Source organism: Pseudomonas morbosilactucae (assembly GCF_023241715.1).
In the GTDB taxonomy this organism is placed as follows: Bacteria; Pseudomonadota; Gammaproteobacteria; order Pseudomonadales; family Pseudomonadaceae; genus Aquipseudomonas; species Aquipseudomonas morbosilactucae.
In genome coordinates this window covers 1-21,607 of record NZ_JALQCW010000006.1, presented here as the reverse complement: position 1 = coordinate 21,607, position 21,607 = coordinate 1, and the positions used below count along the sequence as shown (strand labels likewise).

The following is a 21,607-nucleotide window of genomic DNA, read 5'->3' as shown; positions in this document are numbered from 1 at the left end:
GGATGTGTGATGAAAAAGTTCTTCAAGAAAGCCGCGGACTTCCTGTGCAAGCCCTGGGTCTGGACCCTGTTGCTGGTACTCGTGGTGGCGCTGCTGGTGTGGTTCGTCGGGCCGTTGCTGGCGGTCGATGACAACAAGTTCTGGGAAAGCGCGGTGGCGCGCTTGCTGACCATCAGCGTGCTGTTCCTCATCTGGGGCCTGAGCATGGTGTTTGTCAGCTGGCGCTCCGGGGTGCGCAAGAAAGCCGTGGAAGAGAGCGACGACGGCCAGGAACGCCTGCGTCGCGAAGAGCAGATCGACGAGGAACACAAGGAACTGCGCAGCCGCTTCAATGACGCCCTGCGCACCCTCAAGGCGTCGAGCCTGTACCGCGGACGCAGTGAGCGCTGGCGCAACGACTTGCCCTGGTACCTGGTGATCGGTCCCCAGGGCAGCGGCAAGACCAGCCTGCTGGATTTCTCGGGCCTGGAATTTCCCCTGAACAAGATCGAGCGCAAGCTGACCCGCGACACCAGCGGCACCCGGCATTGCGACTGGTATTTCGCCGACCACGCGGTGCTCATCGACACTGCCGGCCGCTACCTGACCCAGCCCAACACCGAGGTGGACGGCAGTGCCTGGAACACCTTGCTCGGCCTGCTGCGCAAGCGCCGTCGCGGGCGTCCGCTGAATGGCGTGCTGGTGAGCATTCCCCTGGACCTGCTCAAGGGTGGTAACGAACAGGAACTCGACACCCTGGCCCGTCAGGTGCGTGCGCGCTTGCAGGAGATTCACCAGAAACTGCACGTCGATGTGCCAGTGTACCTGGTGCTGAGCAAGGCCGACCAACTGCTGGGCTTCGACGAGTTCTTCGACCAACTGACCCGGGAAGAAACAGACCAGGTCCTGGGCAGCAGTTTCCGCAAGGACCAGAGCGGCACCGATGTGGCCGTTCTGCGCCAGGAGTTCGAAGGCCTGCTGCGGCGCCTGAACAGCCAGGTGATCATGCGCATGCACCAGGAGCGCGACACGCAGCGCCGGGGTCGCATCCTCGATTTTCCGCATCAGTTGGGGCGGATCGGCGAGCAGCTGTGCCTGTTTGTCGACATGGCTTTCACCGGCAACCGCTACCAGCGTGCCAGCCAACTGCGCGGCTTCTACCTGACCAGCGCGCCGTACCTGACCGAACGGCTCGATCAGGACACCGCGGGCATCGGCGCCAGCCTGGGGCTGTCGGCCGGGATCTTGCCGACCCTGCGCAGCGGTCGGGCGCGCTTCATTCATCACTTGCTCAGCCGGGTGATTTTCCCCGAGGCGGACCTGGCCGGCCTGGACAAGCGCGAACGCAGCCGGATTCATTGGGGCCAGCGGGCGTTGTATGTCGGGGCGCTGGCGGTTCTGGGGCTGTTTGGCCTGCTCTGGACCGGTGGTTTTTCCGCCAACTACGAACGCCTGGAAAACCTCCGCGCCCTGGCCCAGACCTGGTCCCAGCAACGGGCCGCCCTGAGCCCACGAGACGACTCGATAGCCTTGCTCAAGGTCCTCGACAGTGGCTTTGCCGCCACCCGGGTATTCCCTCCCAAGGGCGATGTGGGCTGGCATGAGCGCTTCGGCCTGTATCAGGGCGAGGCGAGCAACCCGGTGCTGTTGAACGCCTACGAGCGTGAGCTGGACACCCAGTTGTTGCCGCGCATCGGGCAGATGCTCGAAGGGCAGATCCGCGCCAACCTGCGGGACCGCGAGCGCCTGCTCAACAGCTTGCGCGCCTACCTGATGCTGAACATGCAGGACCGGCGTGATGCCGCCTGGCTCAAGGATTGGGTGGCCAGTGACTGGTCGCGGCGCTACGCCGGCAATACCGCTGTGCAAAATGGCCTGAACAGCCACCTGGATCGTTTGCTGGCGCTGCCGTTCAGCTACCCACTCAACGATGCGCTGGTGACTCAGGCGCGCCAGGTATTGCGCAGCGAGTCTTGGCCAACGTGGTGTATCGGGTACTGCGGGAGCAGGCGCGGAGCCTGCCGGACTATCGCCTGAGCCAGCATTTGGGGCCCCAGGGTGGGCTGTTTGTCGGTGCGGATTACGTGATCCCGGGCTTTTACACCCAGCAGGGTTACCAGCAGTATTTCTCGGTCCAGGGCTCGGCGCTGGTCACCGAACTGCTGCGTGACAACTGGGTGCTGGGGGAGGGCAACGGCATCAGTGACATGGACCTGCGACGCTTGATGGTGGAGCTGGAGCAGCTGTATTTCCGTGACTACGCCAACTACTGGAGCGAGGCCGTCGGCCAGGTGGGCTTGCAGCCGTTCAACGACGCCGGTGAAGGGGCGGACCAGATCGCCGGCCTGACCTCGGCCAACTCGCCGATCCTCCAACTGCTGGTGGAAGTGCGCGAGAACACGCGCTTCCAGGCGATTGCCGAGAGCACGGAAGAACTGGGCGCGGTTGTGGATAAAGTTGCCGAGAAGGGTGGGGCGCTGGGCAAAGTGGCGGCCGTGGCGGCGGGCAAGGCCCAGGAAGCCCTGGCCAAGAACCTGCCAGATACGGCGAAGAAATCCCTGCAGCGGCGCTTCGAACCCCTGCATCGCCTGCTGGATGACAACAACGGGCCGGCGGCGGACCTGACCCCGGTGTTGCTGGCGCTCAACGACCTGCAACTGCAACTGGCCAGCCTGGCCCGGGCCGCAGCCGGAGCAAATGGCCTTTGAAATGGCCAAGTCGCGCATGGGCGGCCAGCGTGATGCCCTGAGCAACCTGCGCAATGCCTCGCAGCGCCTGCCGCGCCCGGTGGGTGTGTGGTTCAACCTGCTGGCCGAGGACACCTGGCGCCTGGTGCTGGACGACTCGTACCGCTACCTCAACCAGCGTTACCAGAGCGAGCTGTACAGCGTTTACGACAAGACCATCAGCAAGCGCTACCCGTTCACCGCCCACAGCACCAGCGACGTTGCCATCAGCGACTTCCGCGAGTTCTTCAAGGCCCAGGGCATTGCCGAGCGTTTCTTCGACACCTACATGCGGCCCTTTGTCAGCGGCGACCCGGGCAGTTACCGGCTGCGCAGCGTCGATGGCCACAGTCTGCCGATGTCGAAGATCTACCTGGAGCAGATCGCGGCGATGCAGCAGATCCGCCAGAGCTTCTTCGCCGAGAACCCGGCTGAGCCGCAACTGCAATTCCGGCTTGAGCCCTACACCCTCGATTCGTCGGTGAGCCGGGCCGAGTTCCGCTTCGGCAACCAGCAGCTGGATTACCGCCACGGCCCGATCGTGCCGATGAACTTCAAATGGCCAACGGATGCCGAGGACGGTCGCGCCAGCCTGGTGCTGGACAAGATGGCCGGGCGGCCGATCGGGATCGAGAAAAACACCGGGCCCTGGTCGCTGTTCCGACTGTTCGACCTGATGCAGACCGAGTACCTGACCGGGCGTGATGTGCTGGTGCTCAAGGCCGACCTGGGCGGGCTGCGGGCCAACTACGTGTTGACCAGCCAGCGTGCGCCGAACCCGTTCGACATGGGCGTGTTGCGTACCTTCCGCATGCCGGTGCAGCTTTGATGGCGAGCACCCACCCCTGGCGCAGCGCAGCGCGCACCGACCCGGGCAAGGTCCGGGCGCGCAACGAGGACGCCTTTCTCGACTGTCCACAGCAAGGGCTGTGGGCAGTGGCGGACGGCATGGGCGGGCACCATGCCGGTGATCTGGCCAGCCAGTTGATCGTCGCCAGCCTTGCCGAGTTGCCGCCCCAGGCCAGCTTCGATGAGCGGCTCAAGGGCTTGCGCCAATGCCTGCACTGGCTTAACCGGCGCCTGGGCCAGGAGCTGACGGTCACCGCTGAACGGCGCGACAGCATCATGGGCAGCACCGTGGTGGCGCTGCTGCTGGAAGGCAATCGCGGGGCCTGTATCTGGGCCGGCGACAGCCGCTGTTATCTATGGCGCGGGCAGCGTTTGTACCAGCTGTCCAAGGACCATTCGCTGCAGCAGCAACTGATGGATGAGCAGCAGATGAGTGCCGAGCAGGCCAGTGCCCACCCGGCCGCCAGCGCCCTGACCCGGGCAGTCGGGGCCTGTGAGCAATTGACCCTGGATGTGCTGGAACTGGAGGTGTACCCAGGGGACGTTTTCCTGCTGTGCAGCGACGGCCTGTACCAGGGCCTGAGCAGCGATGCCCTGGGCCGCGCCCTGAGCCTGGGGCATGCCCAGGTGGCCCTGGAGCGCTTGTTCGACGGGGCCTTGAGCGGCGCCGCGCGGGATAACCTGACGGCGGTGGTGATACGCCAATGAGTGAACTCAATGCTGGGTTGGAGGGCATTCTGCTGAGCGAGGAAGAGGCCAACAACCTGACCTATTTCGCCTTTGCCAAAGCCCACGCCGCACCGCGCCCGGCCCCACCGACCAAAGGCAAGGGCCGACAACGTGCCAAGGGCCGGGCCAAGCCCAAGCCACTGGTGGCCGCTGGCGGCTTGCCCGAAGTATTGGGTGGGCGTTATCGCCTGGAACGCCTGCTGGGCGCCGGTGGCATGGGCGTGGTCTACCGCGCGCGGGACCTGTTGCACGAGCAGTTCGGCGACCCGTCTCCCTACGTGGCGCTCAAGGTGCTCGGCGAGGAGTTTTGCCACTCGCCGGACGCCAGCGCCTTGCTCTACAGCGAGTTCGCCCTGACCCGGCGTTTGAGCCACCCCAACATCGTGCGCTTGCACAGCTTCGAGGTGGACACCCAGTGTCAGCGTGCCTTTATCACCATGGAGCTGATGCACGGGCCGACCTTGGACAAATGGCTGTGTGAGCACCCTCTGGGATTGCCCTGGAACCAACTGCGGGAAGTGTTGCTGCCGCTGCTCGATGCCCTGGCCTACAGCCATGGGCGCGGGGTGATGCACGGCGACCTCAAGCCGAGCAACGTCATGCTTGGCGAAGACGGTGTGCGGCTGTTCGATTTCGGCCTGAGCCAGGCCGAGGAGGGCGTGCTCGCCGGCCTGCCGCACCTGAGCCGGGGGCGCTTCAACGCCTGGACCCCCAGTTATGCCGCCCCTGAGTTGCTGGAACAGGCGCCGCTGTCGGCCGCCGCGGACCTCTATGCCCTGGCGTGTGTGATCTACGAACTGGCCTGCGGCAAGCACCCGTTTCGGCGCCTGCCATCGACCCAGGCCCGGGACGAGCGCCTGGACCGTCAGTTGCGGGCTCCCGAGCATTTGCCGGCTCACCTCTGGCCGGCGTTGCGCACGGCCCTGGCGTTCGATGCCGCAGACCGTCGCATCAGCGCCAGCGAGTTGCGCGAGGCCCTGGCCGAGTCGCCGTCGTGGTTGCGACGTTGTTGGCCTGGCCGGCGGGGCTGAGGTAGGGCGGCGGGTACAGAAAAGAACAGAACACTGCGCTGGCCCCCTTGGCCGAGGGTTTGGCCAAGTGCGCAAGAAGTTGCGCAGTGGGTTGTGGATAAGTGTGTGGATAAGGTTCTGGAGGCTAGGTGCTTCGGTGGTTGTGGGGGAGTGCGCAAGAAGTTGCGCAGTACTGCGCAACTTCTTGCGCAATGCTGACCGGCCAAGGCCGGGTAAATCCGCTGAAACTCCCTGTACACACGCCTAAGTGATTGAAATATAAGTGATTCCAATATGATGGCATGGCTTTTGATATCTCCTCCCACTACCTGGCAGGCGATGGTGCCTGTCGGTCCCGATTTTTCAGCAAGGAGAGCACCCATGGCTACACCCGCGTACATGTCCGTCACTGGCACCAAACAAGGCCTGATCACTGCTGGCGCCTTCACCGCCGATTCGGTGGGCAACACTTATCAGGAAGGCCACGAAGACCAGGTCATGGTCCAGGGCTTCCAGCACGAAGTGATCATTCCCCGTGATCCGCAATCCGGCCAGCCGACCGGTCAGCGCGTACACAAGCCGGTGATCATCACCAAGGTCTTCGACAAGGCCTCACCGCTGCTGCTGGCGGCCCTGACCTCGGGCGAGCGCCTGACCGAAATCGTTATCCACTGGTACCGCACGTCCGCTGCCGGCACCCAAGAGCATTACTTCACCACCACCCTTGAAGACGCAATCATCGTTGACATCAAGGACTACATGCACAACTGCCAAGACCCATCGAACGCGCACTTCACCCACCTGGAAGACGTGCATTTCACCTACCGCAAGATCACCTGGACCCACGAAGTCTCCGGTACTTCCGGTTCCGATGACTGGCGCACTCCAGTGGCCGGCTAAGGCTGCCTGGCGTTGCGTCCCTCGCCGGCATTGGCCGGCCGAGGGCTGTTGTACCCCCTGAAGAATTTCGACCTGTGCTGATGGGCCTTGGGCCTGTCAGCACAGGCCGCAGCATTGCACGAGGAACAAGGGATGTTCTCACCGGCCAACCAGCCCCATTTCACGCTGACCCTTGAGGGCGCGGACTTTCAGGTCCTGGCTTTCAAGGGCCGCGAAGCCTTGAACACACCGTTTGAATTTGAACTGGAGCTGGTCAGTGAAAAGGCCTCGTTGAACCTCGAAAGCCTGCTGCACAAGCTGGCGTTCCTGCAGCTGTCACCCACTGGCAGCGGCATCCATGGGCTGGTCTATAGCATTGCCCAGGGCGAGGCCGGGAAACGCCTGACTCGTTATCGGATTTCCCTGCGCCCGCAACTGGCCTACCTGGCCCATCGCACCAACCAGCGGATCTTCCAGCAGATGACCGTGCCGCAGATCATCTCGGCGGTGTTGGAGGAGCACGGGATCCTCGCCAGCGATCATCGCTACCAGCTCAGCGCGGTGTACCCCGAGCGCATCTACTGCGTGCAGTACGACGAGTCCGACCTGCATTTCATCCAGCGCCTGTGTGAAGAGGAGGGGATCCACTATCACTTCCAGCACAGCGAACAGGCGCATTTGCTGGTGTTTGGCGACGATCAGACGGTGTTCCCCAAGCTTGCCCCCGTGGCCTATCAGCAAGACACCGGGCTGGTGGCCGAGGTACCGGTGGTCAAGCGCTTCGGTTTGCGCCTGGCCACCCGGACCAGCCGCACCACGCGCCGCGACTATGACTTCACCAAGCCGCGCATCGAGCTGGAGAGCGACGCCAAGAGCGGCGCCAAACCGGACCTGGAAGACTATGACTACCCGGCGCGTTTCACCGATCGCGAGCGCGGCAAGCACTTGGCTAATCGGGCCCTGGAGCGGCATCGCAGTGACTACCGCCTGGCCGAGGGCAACAGCGACCAGCCGGTGCTGGTGACCGGGCATTTCATGACCCTGACCGACCATGCCAACCCGGCGTGGAATGACCTGTGGCTGCTCACTGAAATCCACCACGAGGGCAAGCAGCCCCAGGTTCTGGAAGAGGTGATCAGCAGCGACGTCACCGACCACAAGGACGACTTTCACCAGGGCTACCGCAACCACTTCTGCGCCACGCCTTGGGACGTGCCTTATCGTCCGCCCCTGGACCATCCGAAACCCAAGGTCCTGGGTTCCCAGCGAGCCGTGGTGACCGGCCCGGCCGGCGAAGAGATCTACTGCGACCCGTACGGGCGAGTGAAGGTGCAGTTCTTCTGGGACCGCGAAGGCCGCTTTGACGACAAGACCACCTGCTGGATGCGGGTTGCGTCGAACTGGGCCAGCCAGAGTTTCGGGGCCATCTCGCTGCCGCGCATTGGCATGGAAGTGCTGATCACCTTTCTGGAGGGCGACCCTGATCAGCCCCTGCTCACGGGTTGCCTGTACCACGGGGTGAACCTGCCGCCCTACAAGCTGCCGGACTTCAAGACCCTGGCCACGGTCAAGAGCAAGGAATACAAGGGCAGCCGCGCCAACGAACTGCGCATCGACGACACCACCAGTGAAATCAGCATCGCCCTGCGCAGCGACCATGGCGCCAGTGCCATCAACCTCGGCTACCTGACCCACCCACGGCCGTCGGGTGGCCAGCCGCGGGGTGAAGGTTTCGAGCTGCGCACCGACCGCCACGGCGCGGTGCGGGCGGCGGCCGGCTTGCTGATCACCACCGAGCCCCGGCCCCACGAAAGCAAACACCACAAGGACTTGCCGGAAACCGCCGAACGCCTGGCCACCGCCAGCGAGCAGCAGGACGGCTTTGCCATTCAGGCTCGGGAAAACCAGGCCCAGGAAGCCGGGGACCAGGATGACGTGGCCAAGGCCATGCACCGGCAGCACAAAGGCATTCTCGGGACCGGCCCGGGGGACGTGACCACCAACGAGTTTCCCGAGTTCGTCGAACCCCACCTGGTGCTGGCCAGCCCGGCCGGCATCGCCCTGACCACCCCACGCTCCAGCCATATCGCCACTGGCGAGCACCTGGCCTTGAGCAGCACCGGTCACACCAGCCTGGCCATCGGCAAACGCTTGCTGGCCAGTGCCAGCCAAGGCATGCGCCTGTTCGTGCAGAACCTGGGCTGGCGCCTGGTGGCGGCCTCCGGTGACATCGACATCCGTGCGCTTAAAGACAGCATCAACCTGCTGGCCAAGCTGAATGTCACGGCCAACGCCGACCGCATCACCCTGACCGCCAAGACCGAACTGGTGATCCAAGGCGGTGGCAGCGCCACGGTCTACAACGCCGGAGGCATCACCCATTCCACCACCGGGCCCTACACCGCCCACGCGGCGAACTTCGCCTACACCGGGGCCAAGAGCAACGCCGGGGTGTTTCCCGAGCCGCCGAAACCGAGCAAGGGCACCCTGGAACTGTTCAACCAGTACGCCAACCGCCTGGGCATCAAGGGGGGCGAATTCGAAGTGATCGACGCCTTGGGCAAGAGCCTCAAGGGCACCCTCGACGCCAAGGGCTTCGCCACCGTGGCCGGCGCCGCTCCGGGCCCGGCCCGGGTGCTGTTCGGGGCCGACCCGGCGGACACCTGGAGCCAGGGCAGCTACGTCGGCAAACCCGAGTGGCCGCCAAAGCTGCCTGGGGCCGACAGCATTCCGGCCCAGGTCCAGTCGATGGTTGCCAGCGTCCTGCCCAGCGGCAGCAGCGAACTGCTGGAGCAGGGCAAGGGCCTGGCACAAAGCGGCATGGGCCTGATGCAAAGCGCCCAGGGCGCGATGCAGACCGCGCAGCAGGTCAAGGGCGTGGTGCAGGGCGGGGTCGCCGGCCTGCCGCCACTGGCCAGCGCCGCCATGCCCAGTGCCTCGTCGTTGCTGGGGGCGGCGAGCAAGACCGGCCAACTGCCGAGTTTGCCCAGCCTGCCAAGCCTGCCCGCGGTGAGCCTGCCCAAGATGCCTCTCCAGACGCCAAGCCTGATGGCCGGTGAGGTGCTCTCATGAGCACTGAAACCACCGCCGAAACCTCCCGCGAGGTTCAAGTCGCGATCGTCCCGCTGAACCTCATCGAGGTCGAGGACGTCGGCCTTGGCGCCGCGAAGTTCGACACCTGGTTGCGCGAGGTCAGTGGCGACCTGGTCAACCTGGAGCGCATCAAGAACGTCTCCGGCGCCTTGCCGGTGGTGGGCAACGTCATGGCCTTGATGGATGCCCTGGGGGACATCGTCAACCTGGCCAACAGCAAGGAGCAGGACCCGTTTATCTGGGTCAGCCTGGGGATCAATCTGATCGGCGTGATCCCGCTGCCGCCGGGCATGGCGGCGGCGCGCATGAGCCTGCGGCCGATGCTGTCGCTGGTGCGCCAGGAGGGCAAGGCGATACTGGGCGACGCCCTGATCGAGACCATCGTCAGCCACCTCAACGCGACCATCGTCGGTGAGCTTGAAGACTTCGTCACGCAAGCCGAGGGCCAGCTCAAGACGGTGCTCGATGACGCCGGCAAGTTCGGCGAAAAAATGATCAATCAGATCGTCGACGGCCTGGAAGCCTTGGTCAACGGCACGCTCGACTCCACAGGCGACCTGGACGCGGCGAGCAAAAAACTCAGTGCTGCGGGGGACAACCTGCTGCATGACCCCAGCGCGACCATCGACAACTTCTTTGCCGCCGCCTTCAGCGCCTACAAAGCCGGGGCCAAGGGCCTGGCCAACAGCCTGAGCAGCAGCGTGGTGCCCAAAGAGGTCAAGGCCGAGGTGCTGCGCCAGACCCCGAAATTGCGCGCATTGGGCCCGCAATTGCGTGTCGAGCTGAACAAATTGGGGGATGCCAAGGCCGAGCATTCCATCGAGGCCATGCGCCTGATCCTCGCCAGCGGCACCACCAAATGGCGGCTGCGCAATAAACACGGGCAAGGCACCAACGTTAAATCAGACGCCACCAGCCAGGCCAAACACAAGGCGGGGGCGGGCGAGGTGGAGCAAACCGCGACCGAGATACCGGCCAAGGGCAGCCCCAGTTGCTGCAAGAACGGTGCGCCCTCGGGGACCGGGCCGAGCATCAGTTTTGCCATGGGCTCGGAAAGCTTCAGTCACACCGATTTCAGCCTGCCGGGCCCGTTCCCGATCGACTGGACCCGGACCTACTGTTCGAGCCTGGCGGCGTACGACCAGGGTGTGCTGGGTGCCCGTTGGATCAGCGAGCTGACCACCCGTTTTGACCTGGGCGATGACGGCGTGATGTTCCACGACCTCGATGGCCGCAGCCACGCTTACCCGCTGCCCAAGGTCGGCCTGTTCCACTATGACCCGATCGAAAACCTGACGCTGGTGCGCCCCAGCGAGCAACAACTGGTGCTGTGCCGTGGTTTCGAACGCAAGGAAACCTACGTCCGCTACGGCCAGCGTTATCTGCTGAGCGGCGTGGTGCTGCGCAACGGCGCGGGGATCATGCTGCACCACGAGCATCGGCATAACGACCTGCCGGTGCTCTCGGACCTGATCACCTATCAGGACGACATCAGCGAGGTGCTGTTGCACCTGGGCACGATGATCGACGAGCAGGGTCGCCTCACCGGCGTGTGGGAAATCCGCGACGGCGCCCCGCAACGGCAACTGTGCCGCTATCAATATGACGCCTATGGCGACCTGGTTCAGGCCCAGGACGAGAACGGTTCGGCCTGGAGTTATCGGTACCAGCAGCACTTGGTCACCCGATACAGCGACCGCACCGGGCGCGGCATGAACCTGCAGTGGCAGGGCAGCGGTCCGGATGCCAGGGCCGTACGCGAGTGGGCCGATGACGGCAGCTTCGACACCCGTCTGGAGTGGGATAAAAACATTCGCCTGACCTACGTCACCGATGCCCATGGGCAGGAGACCTGGCACTACTACGACGTCCTTGGCTACACCTACCGCATCCGCCATGCCGACGGTCGTTCCGAGTGGCTGTTCCGCGACAGCGCGAAAAACGTGGTGCGCCATGTGCACGCCGACGGCAGCACCGACCGCTATAGCTACGATGACCGCAGTAATGTGCTGGAGCACATTCGCGCCGACGATACCGTGGTGCATTACGCCTATGACGACCAAAGCCAACTGATCAAGATCAGCGACGCCGAGGGCGGCCAGTGGCTGCGTGAGTACGATGACCGCGGCAACCTGGTGGTCATGGAGGACCCGCTGGGCAACAAGACCGAGTACGCCTACAACGCGGCGGGCCAGCCCACGGCGATCAAGGATGCCAACGGCAACGAGAAAAAACTCGACTACAACGATGCCGGGCAATTGACCGAATACGTGGATTGCTCCGGCAAGGCCAGTGCCTGGGAATACAACGTCCTGGGGCAGATGGTCGGTTTCACCGATGCCGCCGGCAACAAAACCGAGTACCGCTACAAGGCCGGCCAACTGGTGTTGATCAAACACCCGGACAAGACCGAAGAGCGCTTCGAGCGCGACGCCGAAGGCCGACTGCTGGCCCACGTCGATGGCCTTGAACGCTGCACCACCTGGAGCTACACCGAGGGCGGGATGATTGCCGAGCGGGTCGATGCCGCGGAGCAGACCCTGCGTTATCGCTGGGACCGCCTCGGGCGCCTGCTGGCCCTGGAAAACCAGAACGAACGCCGTGCCCACTTTCACTACGACCCCATGGGCCGGCTGCTGGAAGAGACCGGGTTTGATGGCCGCACCACCCGTTACCAATACGACCCAAGCTCCGGTCGGCTGCACAGCACCCTGAATGGCGAACGCAGCATTGCGGTCAAATTCGACCCAATGGGCCGCCTGGTCGAGCGCCAAGCCAGCCTGAACACCCTGTCGCAACGGGAAACCTTCGCCTACGACGGCAACGGCAACCTGGTCATGGCCAGCAACGCCGACAGCCGCTTGCAGTGGTTCCACGACCCGGCCGGCAACCTGGTCCGTGAGCACCAGCACTACCTGAGCCTGGAACAGCCCCAGGTTGCGGTCTGGCAGCACGAGTACGACGTGCTCAACCAGCGCATCGCCACCGTGCGGCCCGACGGCCACCGCGTCAGTTGGCTGACCTACGGCAGCGGCCATCTGCTGGGCATGCGCCTGGACCAGCACGAACTGATCGGCTACGAACGGGACGACCTGCACCGGGAAATCGCCCGTCACCAAGGCAACCACCTGCTGCAAACCCAACGCTGGGACCCGGCCGGGCGCCTGCAAGAACAATTGCTGGGCCGCAGCGACGACAACAGCACCCTGATCAAGCGCGAGTACCGCTACGACGCCGCCGGGCAACTCACCGACATCAACGACAGCCGCCGTGGCCCGCTGGCCTACCGCTATGACCCGGTGGGCAGACTGCTCAGCGCCACCAGCCGCTTGGCCGTGGAAACCTTCGCCTTCGACCCGGCCGGCAACCTGCTCGACGACCCAACCCACGCCATCCAGCGGCCCCTGGACCAGGACCCCAAACGCAGCAAACTGCTGGACAACCTGCTGCGCGAATACGCTGGCACCCACTATGAATACGACGACCGCGGCAACCAGATCCAGCGTTGGCAAAACGGCAGCTACAGCCGCCTGCGCTGGGACCTGTTCGACCGCCTCGTGCACTTCGAAGACCCGCGTCTGGCCGTGGAATACGCCTACGACGCCTTGGGCCGACGCCTACACAAAAACTCCAGCGCCCACTACAAACGTCGCCCCGAAGCCGGCTCCCAATGGAACCGCAACGAACAGGCGCGCCGACAACGAGAACTCGGCTGCGGCTTCACCCTCTACGGCTGGGACGGTGACAACCTTGCCTGGGAAAGCAGCCCGGCCCAACACGAAAGTGGCACCGGCCGCACCGTGCACTACCTGTTCGAACCCGGCAGCTTCGTGCCCGTCGCCCAAGCCATCCGCCACCAACCCATCCGCCTGCTGAACCAACCGACCTACAGCGGCGACTACGACATCGACCACGACCCCCTGTGGAACCACAAACCACAGGCCCACCCCTTCGACGCCCTGGCCTGGTACCAATGCGACCACCTGGGCACACCGCAAGAACTCACCGACCAGCACGGCCGCGTGGCCTGGAGCGCACAGTACAAGGCGTGGGGAGAAATCAAGGAACAACGCACGGACTGGGCCGTGCAGCAGGGCATCACCAACCCGATTCGGTTCCAGGGGCAGTACCACGACCCTGAGACAGGGCTGCACTACAATCGGTATCGGTACTATGATCCGGCGGTTGGGCGGTTTGTTAGTCAGGACCCGATTGGTTATGCGGGTGGGTTGAATTTTTATGGATATGCGCCGAACCCAGTGGAGTGGGTCGATCCATTAGGTTTGGCAAAAAAGGCGCCTTCAAAACATGCTTTACGAGATGGCGAGGGGGCTACTGCAGAGGAAATAGCCGCAAGTAAAGTTGGTGGTGGGCATCGAAATGGGCAGTGTAAGATTCGTAATAATAGATTGGAAATAAGACCTCCAGAAGGATACAAGTGCTGGCGATGTGGGGAAACTTCAATGAATCCGGATGATATGCACTTAGGACACAAAAATGTTCCAACTTCGAAAGGCGGAAATTTGGAGCCTGTAAACGTAGATCTTGAGGGGGCTTCATGTAATCTTAGTGCTGGTAGTAGTGGCTATGTGAAGGAAGGAATGTCATGTGTTGAACGCGGGAGCTGTGGGGCACCTTATGGTCGATGATCCGTCAGAAATTGAGATCGAAGTATTTGCTGGGCCGAGTTCTACAGGACCTGTTTTTGAAAAAGTCCATGCTAGAAAAATTGAAGAGCATATTTATGAATTGCTTTCCTCTCCAGGTCTTACTTTGAACATGGCGAGCGGGGATGTAATCTCGATAAAAAATAAAGCTGCTCCAGCAGAGATTCTAAAAAGAGGTGGGAATTTTTGTATTCATATTTATGCGGACTTTATACCTGAGGAGTATATAGTGGCACTGGCTAAGGAGGTCCGTGAAGAGATAGGAGGTATATTGGATGGAAGGAATAACTGGGATCTTTGTTTGACTATTCCATCTAAGGTTGGGATGCAAAAGATTAATGAGTTTTTTGATAAGTTTACTGGGCTTACAGGGGTTCAGTGGTACTACGCAAATGTTTATAAAAATCTTGATGATCCTGAGGATGAAACGCTTTTGTATTGGTGGTTGAATAGTTAGTAGGTTTTGGTTTTTAGTGTGTTTATGGGGTTGTTTTTTTTGGGCTTGTGCTGGCTTGATAATAGGGGTCTTGTGAAAGACATCATCAGATTGGGCGATTCCACCACTCACGGCGGTGCAGTCCTTGAAGCGTTTTCCCAAACCAATCTCAATGGAAAACCCATTGCAGGAGTGGGCCATAAAGTCAGCTGTCCGCTGTGCAAGGGTGTTTTTCCTATCGCTGAAGGCAGTAGTACTTACACGGTAGATGGCACTCCGATAGCGCTTGATGGAATGAAAACCGCTTGTGGAGCAATTCTGATAGCCAGTGGGCCGAAGGGCGCTGTAGTTAGCTAGCAGTTAGTAGTAGTTTACATCTTGCAGGTAGTTTCTGGCGTGTTCTTCCGAACTGAATGAAGTACTTTGAGTTTGATCGTAAAGGACCTGGTTCTCGTACTGCCAGCAAAATGGCACGGTACCCATAAAGCTCCCCATTCATCCAGTAACGATCTTTACAATGCTTTAAGGTTATGTATGAATTCAATTGATTTTAATAAGTTCAATATTGGTTCGATTATTCGGCCAACTGAAAAGTCTGATGCGCTTAAACACCAGCTTGGATTTTTGATTAAGGTTTTGGAAACGTTGGATATTAAGTTCTCTGGTTGCGAGAATGATCCTTCGTACCTTGTGAAAAAATATATTGGCGGTGAAATACCTATTGAAGAATGTAAGGCGGAGGCTTCAGGCTGGTGGGCGAAAATAGATGAGAAAGGGGCAATACGAGAATTTAAGGATCGAGAGGTGTTGATCGCACGGCTAGCTATTTGTCTGCTGTCAAATGATGAAGACGACATTTCTATTCTAGGAGATAACCTTTCGTGGTTTTTTGAGGTGTTGGGTTTCTTGGGAGTGGATATGACGAAGCCAGTTGAAATGATGATTGAATACTTTGAGTTTAAATAAGATTTAATGTCAATAAAAGGTGATGCTTTTTGCAAGGCTCCTTTTTAAGTACGCTGAAATAGGCTGTGAATAGTGTTTTTTCAGAAGGGGGCTGTGCTTTATTGATCTAATTCAAGTGTGGTGCAGGTTTTCCAATGATACCTAATGGAGCGCCGAAGCGTTTTCCCAAACCGATCTCAATGACAAACCACATTGCTGTGGGGGTTATAAATTTAGCTGTCCGCTATGCAAGTGCATTTTTTCTATCGCGAAGGCAGCAGTATTGACACGGTGGATGGGGCTTCGGTAGCGCTTGATGACATGAAAACCACCTGCGGGGCTGGGCTGATCAGTGGATCGAAGGGGGATGTGACCCGCGAGCTGCTTTGGAATAATAGTTTTTATCTGGCGAGCGTTCGCAGAAGTGGATCTGCAGATCCTTTGACGGGGTGAGTCTGACTTTTGTACTACCAGAAAATTGGATTTTCTGTTTGTTTTTACTTCTTGCAGTGGACTCAATATGAAAACCTTCGCTTCAATAGTGTAATTATCGGTGCTTTAACCTCTGTCAATGTTGCACACGCTGATGGGCCAGACCCAACGGCGCTTAAGGGTATGTACGACATGAGTCGTGCTAGCTACGGCTTGGTCAGCTTCTGCGTAGATAAGGGCTTTCTGAAGTCGGATAGCATTGGATAATGCCGAGAAAATGGTCACTTATATTTCGGGTATTCCTGCGGAGTTTGACAAGAGTGACGGTGACGAGATGGAGAAGTATGGCCGTGAGGGCAAGATCAAATTGGCCAGTGGCAAAATTTCCAACTTGGAAACTGATGCTCCTCAGGGCGTCGAAGCATGGTGCGCAGGCGCGGATGCTGGCATACGCAAAGGGTTGAAGAATTTCTAATAACGAAACACTCCCATCGTTAGCTGAGCTTCAGGGCGCTTGCTTAATGTGGGCGCCCGATGTCGTACACGGTGCCAACAGCGTGAACTCGACCCCAGCTTCATCCTCACAGGCTGGAACTGCGGAAACCTGATTTTGCTCATGGCTTGGCCATATAGGCATACGCGTCTAATCTTCCCGGTTGGGCCGATCCATGTGGATTGGAGGATCGGCCAGCAGTCCGACGAGGCATCTTGCCAACCGTAAGCGGGAACAGAGTCTATACATCAGCGCAGTGATAACGATGAAGATTAAAAAGATAATTGAAGATGAAAAGATAATTGAGCACTGTCATACAGGCGAGCGGCTGAGTCCTAGTCAGTCAGACTTACTTTCGGCGCTGGACCGCTTGGACGGCATGACATTCAGCTTAACTCTGTTTTTTATCGACGAAGAAAATTTTATGAGTGTCGGCGGCGGAGCTGAAAATGCATATATTGTTTTCGTCGCTACAGAGGTAGATCAGCGGTTGTCCACGTTGGTCAATGCAAATCTTTCTGGTACGGGGATTCGCGATGTAGTCGTAGGGGGGCAATCCGGTAGCTATCCCTGTAACCAATGTGTTGATAAACATATGGCGAAAAAAGCCTTGCTGTATTTTGGTGCGAGTGGCGCTACGGATCCCAATTTGTCTTGGGTGCATGAGAACTGAGAGTGTCGTGTTTAGGGAAAGGCGGTCTCTTGAGTTGATGCGGTTTTGGTTAGGTTTTTTATTTTTTAAGCTCTCGGGGGGAGTGGGGGTATGAGCACAATTGATTTATCAGGTGTTGATGCGCAACAGAGAGATATTTGTGAGAAATACGGACTGCCCATGCACCCGCCTGAAGCTATGGTAGCTATCGCATTGGATACATTACAAAAATCGCCCATTTATGGCTCAAGGATAGAACTGCCGGAGAATGGAACGATCAGTTGGTTTATTCATGGTGGAGAGTATTCCGCGGTAAGCGGTTTTTATCAGGCACTGCACACCGATCATTTGCTGGAAGAGCTTCCAGAAGTCTTAAAATATCTATCCTTGCCAGAGGGCGCGAGATTTATCATTGATAAAGAGGGCTACGAGGATGTCTGGATGTCAGATCAGAGTAGTGAAACATGATTACCCATTCCGTTAGTCAAAATGAGTGCACTTCGGAGTTTGCTGGACGGCCCGCCAGGGATTTGCAGTTGTATGCGGCGGTATGTTTGGAGGTTTATTGTAAGTGGAAAGGTTTTTCTCACCCGTCTATTGACCAGTTGATCAAGCACCTAAATGACTACCCTCTAAATAACGAGTTGCCTGCGTGGGAAAGAAGGGGAGCATCATTGCCACTGAATGGGCGAGGGGATGAGATACCCCATGATCTTGTGGTGTTGATATCACCTAAAAGTATTGATGAGTTTTCTGCTGTTGTTGAGAGTGTTGTTGAAGTCGGTTTGGTGGATATGCACGGGGCTGCCACTGATTTGCCGTTCATATTTTTGAATAAGGTTATTTCTATATTGCGTTGTAATAATATTGATCTGCCTCCTTCAGTAGGCGACTGAGCGTGTTGTTCAGAATGTTTGAGGTGTTGTAAGGCTTTAATTGCAGATAAGAAGCAGGGTGTGGAGTAAGGTCTGGGAGCTCCATTGGCTGGGTTTTATATCAAGCGAGGTCTGAAGTTTTTTAATTTGGTTGAAATGGTACTGGTTGTGTAGAGTGAGTTGGGTTTTTAATAAGGACGTTGCGGGGTTGTTTTATGATTTGCGATCATCCAGAAATTTCGATCAAGGTCTATGTCGGTTCAAATGCCGAAGGGCCTGTTTATGAAAATGTGCACGCTCGAAAGATTGATGAGCATATTTATGAGCTGTGTTCGTCTCCAGGTCTGGCCCTGAATATGGCGATCGGCGATATCATTTCAATAAAAAATCAGAACGGCCCGGCAGAAGTTTTGAAGCGAGGCGGAAATTTTTGCATTCATATTTATTCGGACTTTATCGAGGAAGAGTACATTGAAGACCTGCAGGAAGCAGTTCAAGTGTCGCTGGGCGGCACATTGGATGGCCGGTATAAGGGTAACCTCTCTCTGAATGTGCCAGCCAAAGCCGGTATGCAGAATATTAATATGTTTTTCAATCGATTCACTGAGGTGACGGGTGTTCAATGGTATTACGCGAACATCTATAAAAATCTCGATGATCTTGACGATGAAACGCTTTTAAATTGGTGGTTAGATAGCTGATAAATATTCTGCCCAAAGCAAAATAAGTAAAAAGGGCTGAAGTTGGTCGCTAAGGATTAAGATTGATGAAATTTTGGATGTCTGGCGAAGTTGATGTTGATTTGAATGGTAGTGAGAGAACCGTTAGAAATAAAATACAGCTTGCCATGATTGATGCTTTGTCTGGTGCATCAATCGATAAGGGCATAGAACGATGGTCGTTTGTATCCATCATTTTGTCTGAAAAATTTTTAGTGGGAATGCCTGAAATCGTAAGAAAAAATAGTCGGAGAAAGGAGCTCGAATTTCGTTTGCACGTACCTCATGCAAAATTTAAGGACGCTAACGATCAAAAACAAATTTCTATGATACTCAATGCCCTTGAACGATCTGTTTTTTTTATGGATAGGTTTAAAGTTAGTAAAAAAGATCAGCATACTTTTTTGGATGCCATCAATAATGTGAGAGTAAAGTTGCTTAATGAATGTTCTGGCATTTAAAGAATGCTGATGATGGATGAGTTTTATAGGGTCTAGATATTGATTGAGCTGGTAAAATCGGGAAAGGACCGTGCGAGCACCTATAGGGTTTACATACCCATGGGCACCCAAGATCTGGCTGCTGGAATGCAGGTTTATGTGGGTGATGTTCCGGGTTTTGATGACAACGATAATTAGGCGTTTCCAATTTCTGTTATTGAGTTTGGGTTTGAGTGTGGATATCTGGGGGAGTCCTTTCAGTATGCTGTTGATTTGGCGTTCAGGCAGAAGCCAACTGCCTCCAGTTCTGCAAGAACGATCAGATTGGCTACCAGAACAATTTGAGGTCTTACACGTTGAAAAAACTACGGTTCTGCCCCGACTTTATAAGCCTCGATAAGGCCCACTCTGGGGGGGGATGCCTGTTGCCAAGCAGCATCACTTGGCCAGTCGATGAAGGCGGACAAGGTCTTCTGCATTTGTTCACCCTCCCTGCCGAGTGGGTGGTGAGTGGTGCAGAGGGTTGGTTGTCGGTATTCACACCCTTTGACTTGGCAGACACCTACCTTCATTGGGAGGAGCTTACTGCTGATGGAAGAAACCATTCAGTGGTTATTTTTCATGACAACAATGGCCCCAGCCGAAATGAGTATTCAAAGGCGGTATCTGAGGCGAGAAGAATCACCTTGGAGCATGCTGACGAAGAGGATTTGTCTCGCGGATTCGGCTCAAAAATAGGCAGGCCAACGGTTTGGTTGCAAGATCAGGAGACAGTTGTTGATCACGAGTGCCTTATTACCGTGAGTGGGGAGGATATCGATATAGGTTTCTCTGAGGAACCTTGCATGTTCTCCGATGGAATGGTTTACGTTTTTTTAAAGCAGAACTTTCAGCTTGCGACTAGACCAAGCGCTCAGGGCCTGATCACCTTTCAATTCACCTGATTCGCCAAGGCCATGGGTTCGAACAGAATCAAGTGAGCCCTTCAGGAGCGTGCTCCGTGTCGCCCTCGTTTACGCACCGCCATGAAAAAAGCCCTGTGCCATTGGCGCAGGGCTTATTCAATTCGTGTGTCGCTTATTTAGCGGTCTTGCTCGGCTTTGCCGGTTTGCTCGGTGCTGCGGGTTGCTCCGATTCGATCGGGTCAACCGTTTCGGCCACCGGGGCCGGTACGCTGAGCAGTTCGGACAAGGCGTCCGGCTGGCTCTTGAATGCCCTGGCGAACACGTCACGGTTTTTCGCCATGTAGATCCCGGCTTCTTCCACTTGCTGCTCGGTCAGGGACGGCACAGCTTTTTGCAACACTTCGGACAACAACTCAGCCAGCTCAAGCATTTTGTCATGACGATCAGCTTCGGCTTTATCCATGAACAAGCGCTCCAGATCTCGGCTGCTGCGGTATACCACTTCGACGGCCATTCACCACCTCACATGCCTTCACGATAATGGGTCTGTTACGACTACTGTGTTTATATACAGGCCGCAGGATAGGGGAAACGCCGGCCTTTGGATAGTGGCTTTTTAATGTAGTCGGGATTTTTGTTCTGTGGTGCATGAGGGCGTTACGTGCCTTGCGGCACCGCGCCATCATCTCAGTGTCGGGGCTCTGGCCTTTTTTCTGCATGCAGAACAACCGTCACGTCCAACCTGCATCATCCGGTCGAAACGACCTAAGGAATAACCATCGTGAAAATCAATTGGGCCGAGAACCTGCGGCAGAACGTTCATCAACTGGCCGAGTCCCTGGGCAATCTGTTTGTCGAGTCGTTCCACTATCTGGCGCTGTTCGCCATCGGCGCGGTCACTGCGTGGGCGGCGGTGATGGAGTTCTTGCAGATGATCGAGGTCGGTCATATCAAGATCGATGACATTCTCCTGCTGTTCATCTATCTCGAATTGGGGGCCATGGTCGGGATCTACTTCAAGACCAACCACATGCCGGTACGCTTCCTGATCTACGTGGCGATCACCGCGCTGACCCGGCTGCTGATTTCCAACGTGTCCCACCACAATCCACCGGACCTGGGGATTATCTACCTGTGTGGCGGGATCTTGCTGCTGTCGTTCGCCATCCTGGTGGTGCGTTATGCCTCTTCGCAGTTCCCGTCGGTGAAGATCGAGCACCCGCAGCGCAAGACCGGTGCGGGTTCCAGCGAACACCCTGAGGTGGAAAAGGGCGAGCTTTAAAGCCCCGCGGCCAGCCTTGGCTGGCCTTTGGCCCCAGGCGGCGGCAGCGTCAGGCTGTCGCTGTTGGTCATGGCTTCAAGAATCGCCACGGCGCTGTGGCCCTGTTCGATGGCGATGCCGAATTGAATGCTTTGCACCAGGCGCTTGAGGCGCTGCGGGTCGTTGCGCTGGGCGGCACTGATCATGCGTTTGGCGACGACGCGGCCGGCTTTGGACAGGGTCAGCATGATGCTGCCGTCCAGGCCCTGGATGCTGAGGTTGACCCGGTATTCCGGGGTGAAGGCATCGGTAATCAGTTGGAAAGGGTTGTCCATTGTGCGTCACCGCTTGATTGGATCGTGCAGTCATTGACCGGCTGTGATCGGGATTAGTTCGCGTTTCCAGACCACTGGCAGGTCAGTCGCTTGAGCGTTTTCAATGTCCGTATTGCTCATTGTCAGACAAAGCAAAGGACATGCCGGGAACCGCCGCGACCAATAAACCCCGGCATAAAAAA

At 57.9% G+C, this 21,607-nt stretch carries 17 protein-coding genes and 2 pseudogenes; 17 read left to right on the top strand and 2 right to left on the bottom strand.

What is annotated here, in order from left to right:
• The first annotated feature begins 9 nt into the window (after nt 1-9).
• The 16 genes and pseudogenes from tssM to M1B34_RS03275 all read left to right on the top strand — a co-directional run bounded on the left by tssM (nt 10) and on the right by M1B34_RS03275 (nt 19,868).
• A pseudogene (gene tssM / locus M1B34_RS03355) lies at nt 10-3,534 on the top strand (type VI secretion system membrane subunit TssM).
• On the top strand, nt 3,534-4,262 hold the full coding sequence (locus tag M1B34_RS03350; protein WP_123337043.1) for a PP2C family protein-serine/threonine phosphatase: 729 nt from the start codon (nt 3,534-3,536) through the stop codon (nt 4,260-4,262). The pseudogene tssM and the gene M1B34_RS03350 overlap by 1 nt, the downstream one beginning before the upstream one ends.
• Nucleotides 4,259-5,314 carry a serine/threonine-protein kinase gene (locus M1B34_RS03345; RefSeq protein ID WP_268264442.1) on the top strand — a complete coding sequence of 352 codons (1,056 nt, stop codon included), beginning with the start codon at nt 4,259-4,261 and terminating at the stop codon, nt 5,312-5,314. Before M1B34_RS03350 ends, M1B34_RS03345 begins: the two co-directional genes overlap by 4 nt.
• A 360-nt stretch (nt 5,315-5,674) precedes the next feature.
• On the top strand, nt 5,675-6,193 hold the full coding sequence (locus tag M1B34_RS03340; RefSeq protein WP_123335791.1) for an Hcp family type VI secretion system effector: 519 nt from the start codon (nt 5,675-5,677) through the stop codon (nt 6,191-6,193).
• 132 nt (nt 6,194-6,325) lie between these two features.
• Nucleotides 6,326-9,244 (top strand): type VI secretion system Vgr family protein, encoded by a 2,919-nt coding sequence (locus M1B34_RS03335; RefSeq protein ID WP_268263861.1) that lies wholly within the window; start codon nt 6,326-6,328, stop codon nt 9,242-9,244.
• Complete coding sequence (locus M1B34_RS03330) at nt 9,241-13,914, top strand: RHS repeat-associated core domain-containing protein (protein WP_268264441.1); 4,674 nt, start codon at nt 9,241-9,243, stop codon at nt 13,912-13,914. Before M1B34_RS03335 ends, M1B34_RS03330 begins: the two co-directional genes overlap by 4 nt.
• A complete protein-coding gene (locus M1B34_RS03325; protein WP_268264440.1) occupies nt 13,904-14,389 on the top strand; it encodes a DUF4265 domain-containing protein in 486 nt (161 codons plus the stop codon). The genes M1B34_RS03330 and M1B34_RS03325 overlap by 11 nt, the downstream gene beginning before the upstream one ends.
• Nucleotides 14,390-14,461: 72 nt before the next feature.
• On the top strand, nt 14,462-14,725 hold the full coding sequence (locus M1B34_RS03320) for a PAAR domain-containing protein (RefSeq protein WP_268264439.1): 264 nt from the start codon (nt 14,462-14,464) through the stop codon (nt 14,723-14,725).
• A gap of 177 nt (nt 14,726-14,902) precedes the next feature.
• Nucleotides 14,903-15,334, top strand: coding sequence for a hypothetical protein (locus M1B34_RS03315; protein ID WP_268264438.1), 432 nt, complete (start codon nt 14,903-14,905; stop codon nt 15,332-15,334).
• 670 nt (nt 15,335-16,004) lie between these two features.
• Nucleotides 16,005-16,220, top strand: a complete 216-nt coding sequence (locus M1B34_RS03305) for a hypothetical protein (RefSeq protein WP_268264437.1) — start codon at nt 16,005-16,007, stop codon at nt 16,218-16,220.
• Nucleotides 16,221-16,503: 283 nt separating this feature from the next.
• Nucleotides 16,504-16,911 (top strand): Imm1 family immunity protein, encoded by a 408-nt coding sequence (locus M1B34_RS03300; protein ID WP_268264436.1) that lies wholly within the window; start codon nt 16,504-16,506, stop codon nt 16,909-16,911.
• 90 nt (nt 16,912-17,001) lie between these two features.
• The gene (locus tag M1B34_RS03295; protein WP_268264435.1) at nt 17,002-17,358 is read left to right on the top strand and encodes an immunity protein Imm33 domain-containing protein; all 357 of its coding nucleotides are present in this window, start codon (nt 17,002-17,004) and stop codon (nt 17,356-17,358) included.
• A complete protein-coding gene (locus tag M1B34_RS03290) occupies nt 17,355-17,786 on the top strand; it encodes a hypothetical protein (protein ID WP_268264434.1) in 432 nt (143 codons plus the stop codon). Before M1B34_RS03295 ends, M1B34_RS03290 begins: the two co-directional genes overlap by 4 nt.
• 194 nt (nt 17,787-17,980) lie before the next feature.
• Nucleotides 17,981-18,466 (top strand): DUF4265 domain-containing protein, encoded by a 486-nt coding sequence (locus tag M1B34_RS03285; protein ID WP_268264433.1) that lies wholly within the window; start codon nt 17,981-17,983, stop codon nt 18,464-18,466.
• Nucleotides 18,467-18,531: 65 nt separating this feature from the next.
• On the top strand, nt 18,532-18,945 hold the full coding sequence (locus M1B34_RS03280; RefSeq protein ID WP_268264432.1) for an Imm44 family immunity protein: 414 nt from the start codon (nt 18,532-18,534) through the stop codon (nt 18,943-18,945).
• Nucleotides 18,946-19,349: 404 nt separating this feature from the next.
• Nucleotides 19,350-19,868, top strand: a complete 519-nt coding sequence (locus tag M1B34_RS03275; protein ID WP_268264431.1) for a hypothetical protein — start codon at nt 19,350-19,352, stop codon at nt 19,866-19,868.
• 235 nt (nt 19,869-20,103) lie between these two features.
• Here the strand turns inward: M1B34_RS03275 and M1B34_RS03270 are convergent.
• Nucleotides 20,104-20,343 (bottom strand): annotated as a pseudogene (locus tag M1B34_RS03270) (YebG family protein); the annotation flags it as partial.
• A 267-nt stretch (nt 20,344-20,610) separates the two neighbouring features.
• Here M1B34_RS03270 and M1B34_RS03265 point away from each other — a divergent pair.
• Nucleotides 20,611-21,111: a phosphate-starvation-inducible protein PsiE gene (locus tag M1B34_RS03265; RefSeq protein ID WP_268263851.1), complete on the top strand. Its 501-nt coding sequence runs from the start codon at nt 20,611-20,613 to the stop codon at nt 21,109-21,111.
• On the opposite strand, the gene M1B34_RS03260 is transcribed toward M1B34_RS03265, so the two are convergent.
• A complete protein-coding gene (locus M1B34_RS03260; protein ID WP_123337021.1) occupies nt 21,108-21,425 on the bottom strand; it encodes a DUF3509 domain-containing protein in 318 nt (105 codons plus the stop codon). The two genes, M1B34_RS03265 and M1B34_RS03260, sit on opposite strands and share 4 nt — an antisense overlap.
• Nucleotides 21,426-21,607 lie beyond the last annotated feature (182 nt).

Excerpts from the sequence above, each read along its gene's own strand:
- M1B34_RS03350 (WP_123337043.1), top strand. The coding sequence starts at position 3,534 with ATGGCGAGCACCCACCCCTGGCGCAGCGCAGCGCGCACCGACCCGGGC.
- M1B34_RS03345 (WP_268264442.1), top strand. The coding sequence starts at position 4,259 with ATGAGTGAACTCAATGCTGGGTTGGAGGGCATTCTGCTGAGCGAGGAA.
- M1B34_RS03340 (WP_123335791.1), top strand. The coding sequence starts at position 5,675 with ATGGCTACACCCGCGTACATGTCCGTCACTGGCACCAAACAAGGCCTG.
- M1B34_RS03335 (WP_268263861.1), top strand. The coding sequence starts at position 6,326 with ATGTTCTCACCGGCCAACCAGCCCCATTTCACGCTGACCCTTGAGGGC.
- M1B34_RS03330 (WP_268264441.1), top strand. The coding sequence starts at position 9,241 with ATGAGCACTGAAACCACCGCCGAAACCTCCCGCGAGGTTCAAGTCGCG.
- M1B34_RS03325 (WP_268264440.1), top strand. The coding sequence starts at position 13,904 with ATGGTCGATGATCCGTCAGAAATTGAGATCGAAGTATTTGCTGGGCCG.
- M1B34_RS03315 (WP_268264438.1), top strand. The coding sequence starts at position 14,903 with ATGAATTCAATTGATTTTAATAAGTTCAATATTGGTTCGATTATTCGG.
- M1B34_RS03300 (WP_268264436.1), top strand. The coding sequence starts at position 16,504 with ATGAAGATTAAAAAGATAATTGAAGATGAAAAGATAATTGAGCACTGT.
- M1B34_RS03295 (WP_268264435.1), top strand. The coding sequence starts at position 17,002 with ATGAGCACAATTGATTTATCAGGTGTTGATGCGCAACAGAGAGATATT.
- M1B34_RS03290 (WP_268264434.1), top strand. The coding sequence starts at position 17,355 with ATGATTACCCATTCCGTTAGTCAAAATGAGTGCACTTCGGAGTTTGCT.
- M1B34_RS03285 (WP_268264433.1), top strand. The coding sequence starts at position 17,981 with ATGATTTGCGATCATCCAGAAATTTCGATCAAGGTCTATGTCGGTTCA.
- M1B34_RS03280 (WP_268264432.1), top strand. The coding sequence starts at position 18,532 with ATGAAATTTTGGATGTCTGGCGAAGTTGATGTTGATTTGAATGGTAGT.
- M1B34_RS03260 (WP_123337021.1), bottom strand. The coding sequence starts at position 21,425 with ATGGACAACCCTTTCCAACTGATTACCGATGCCTTCACCCCGGAATAC.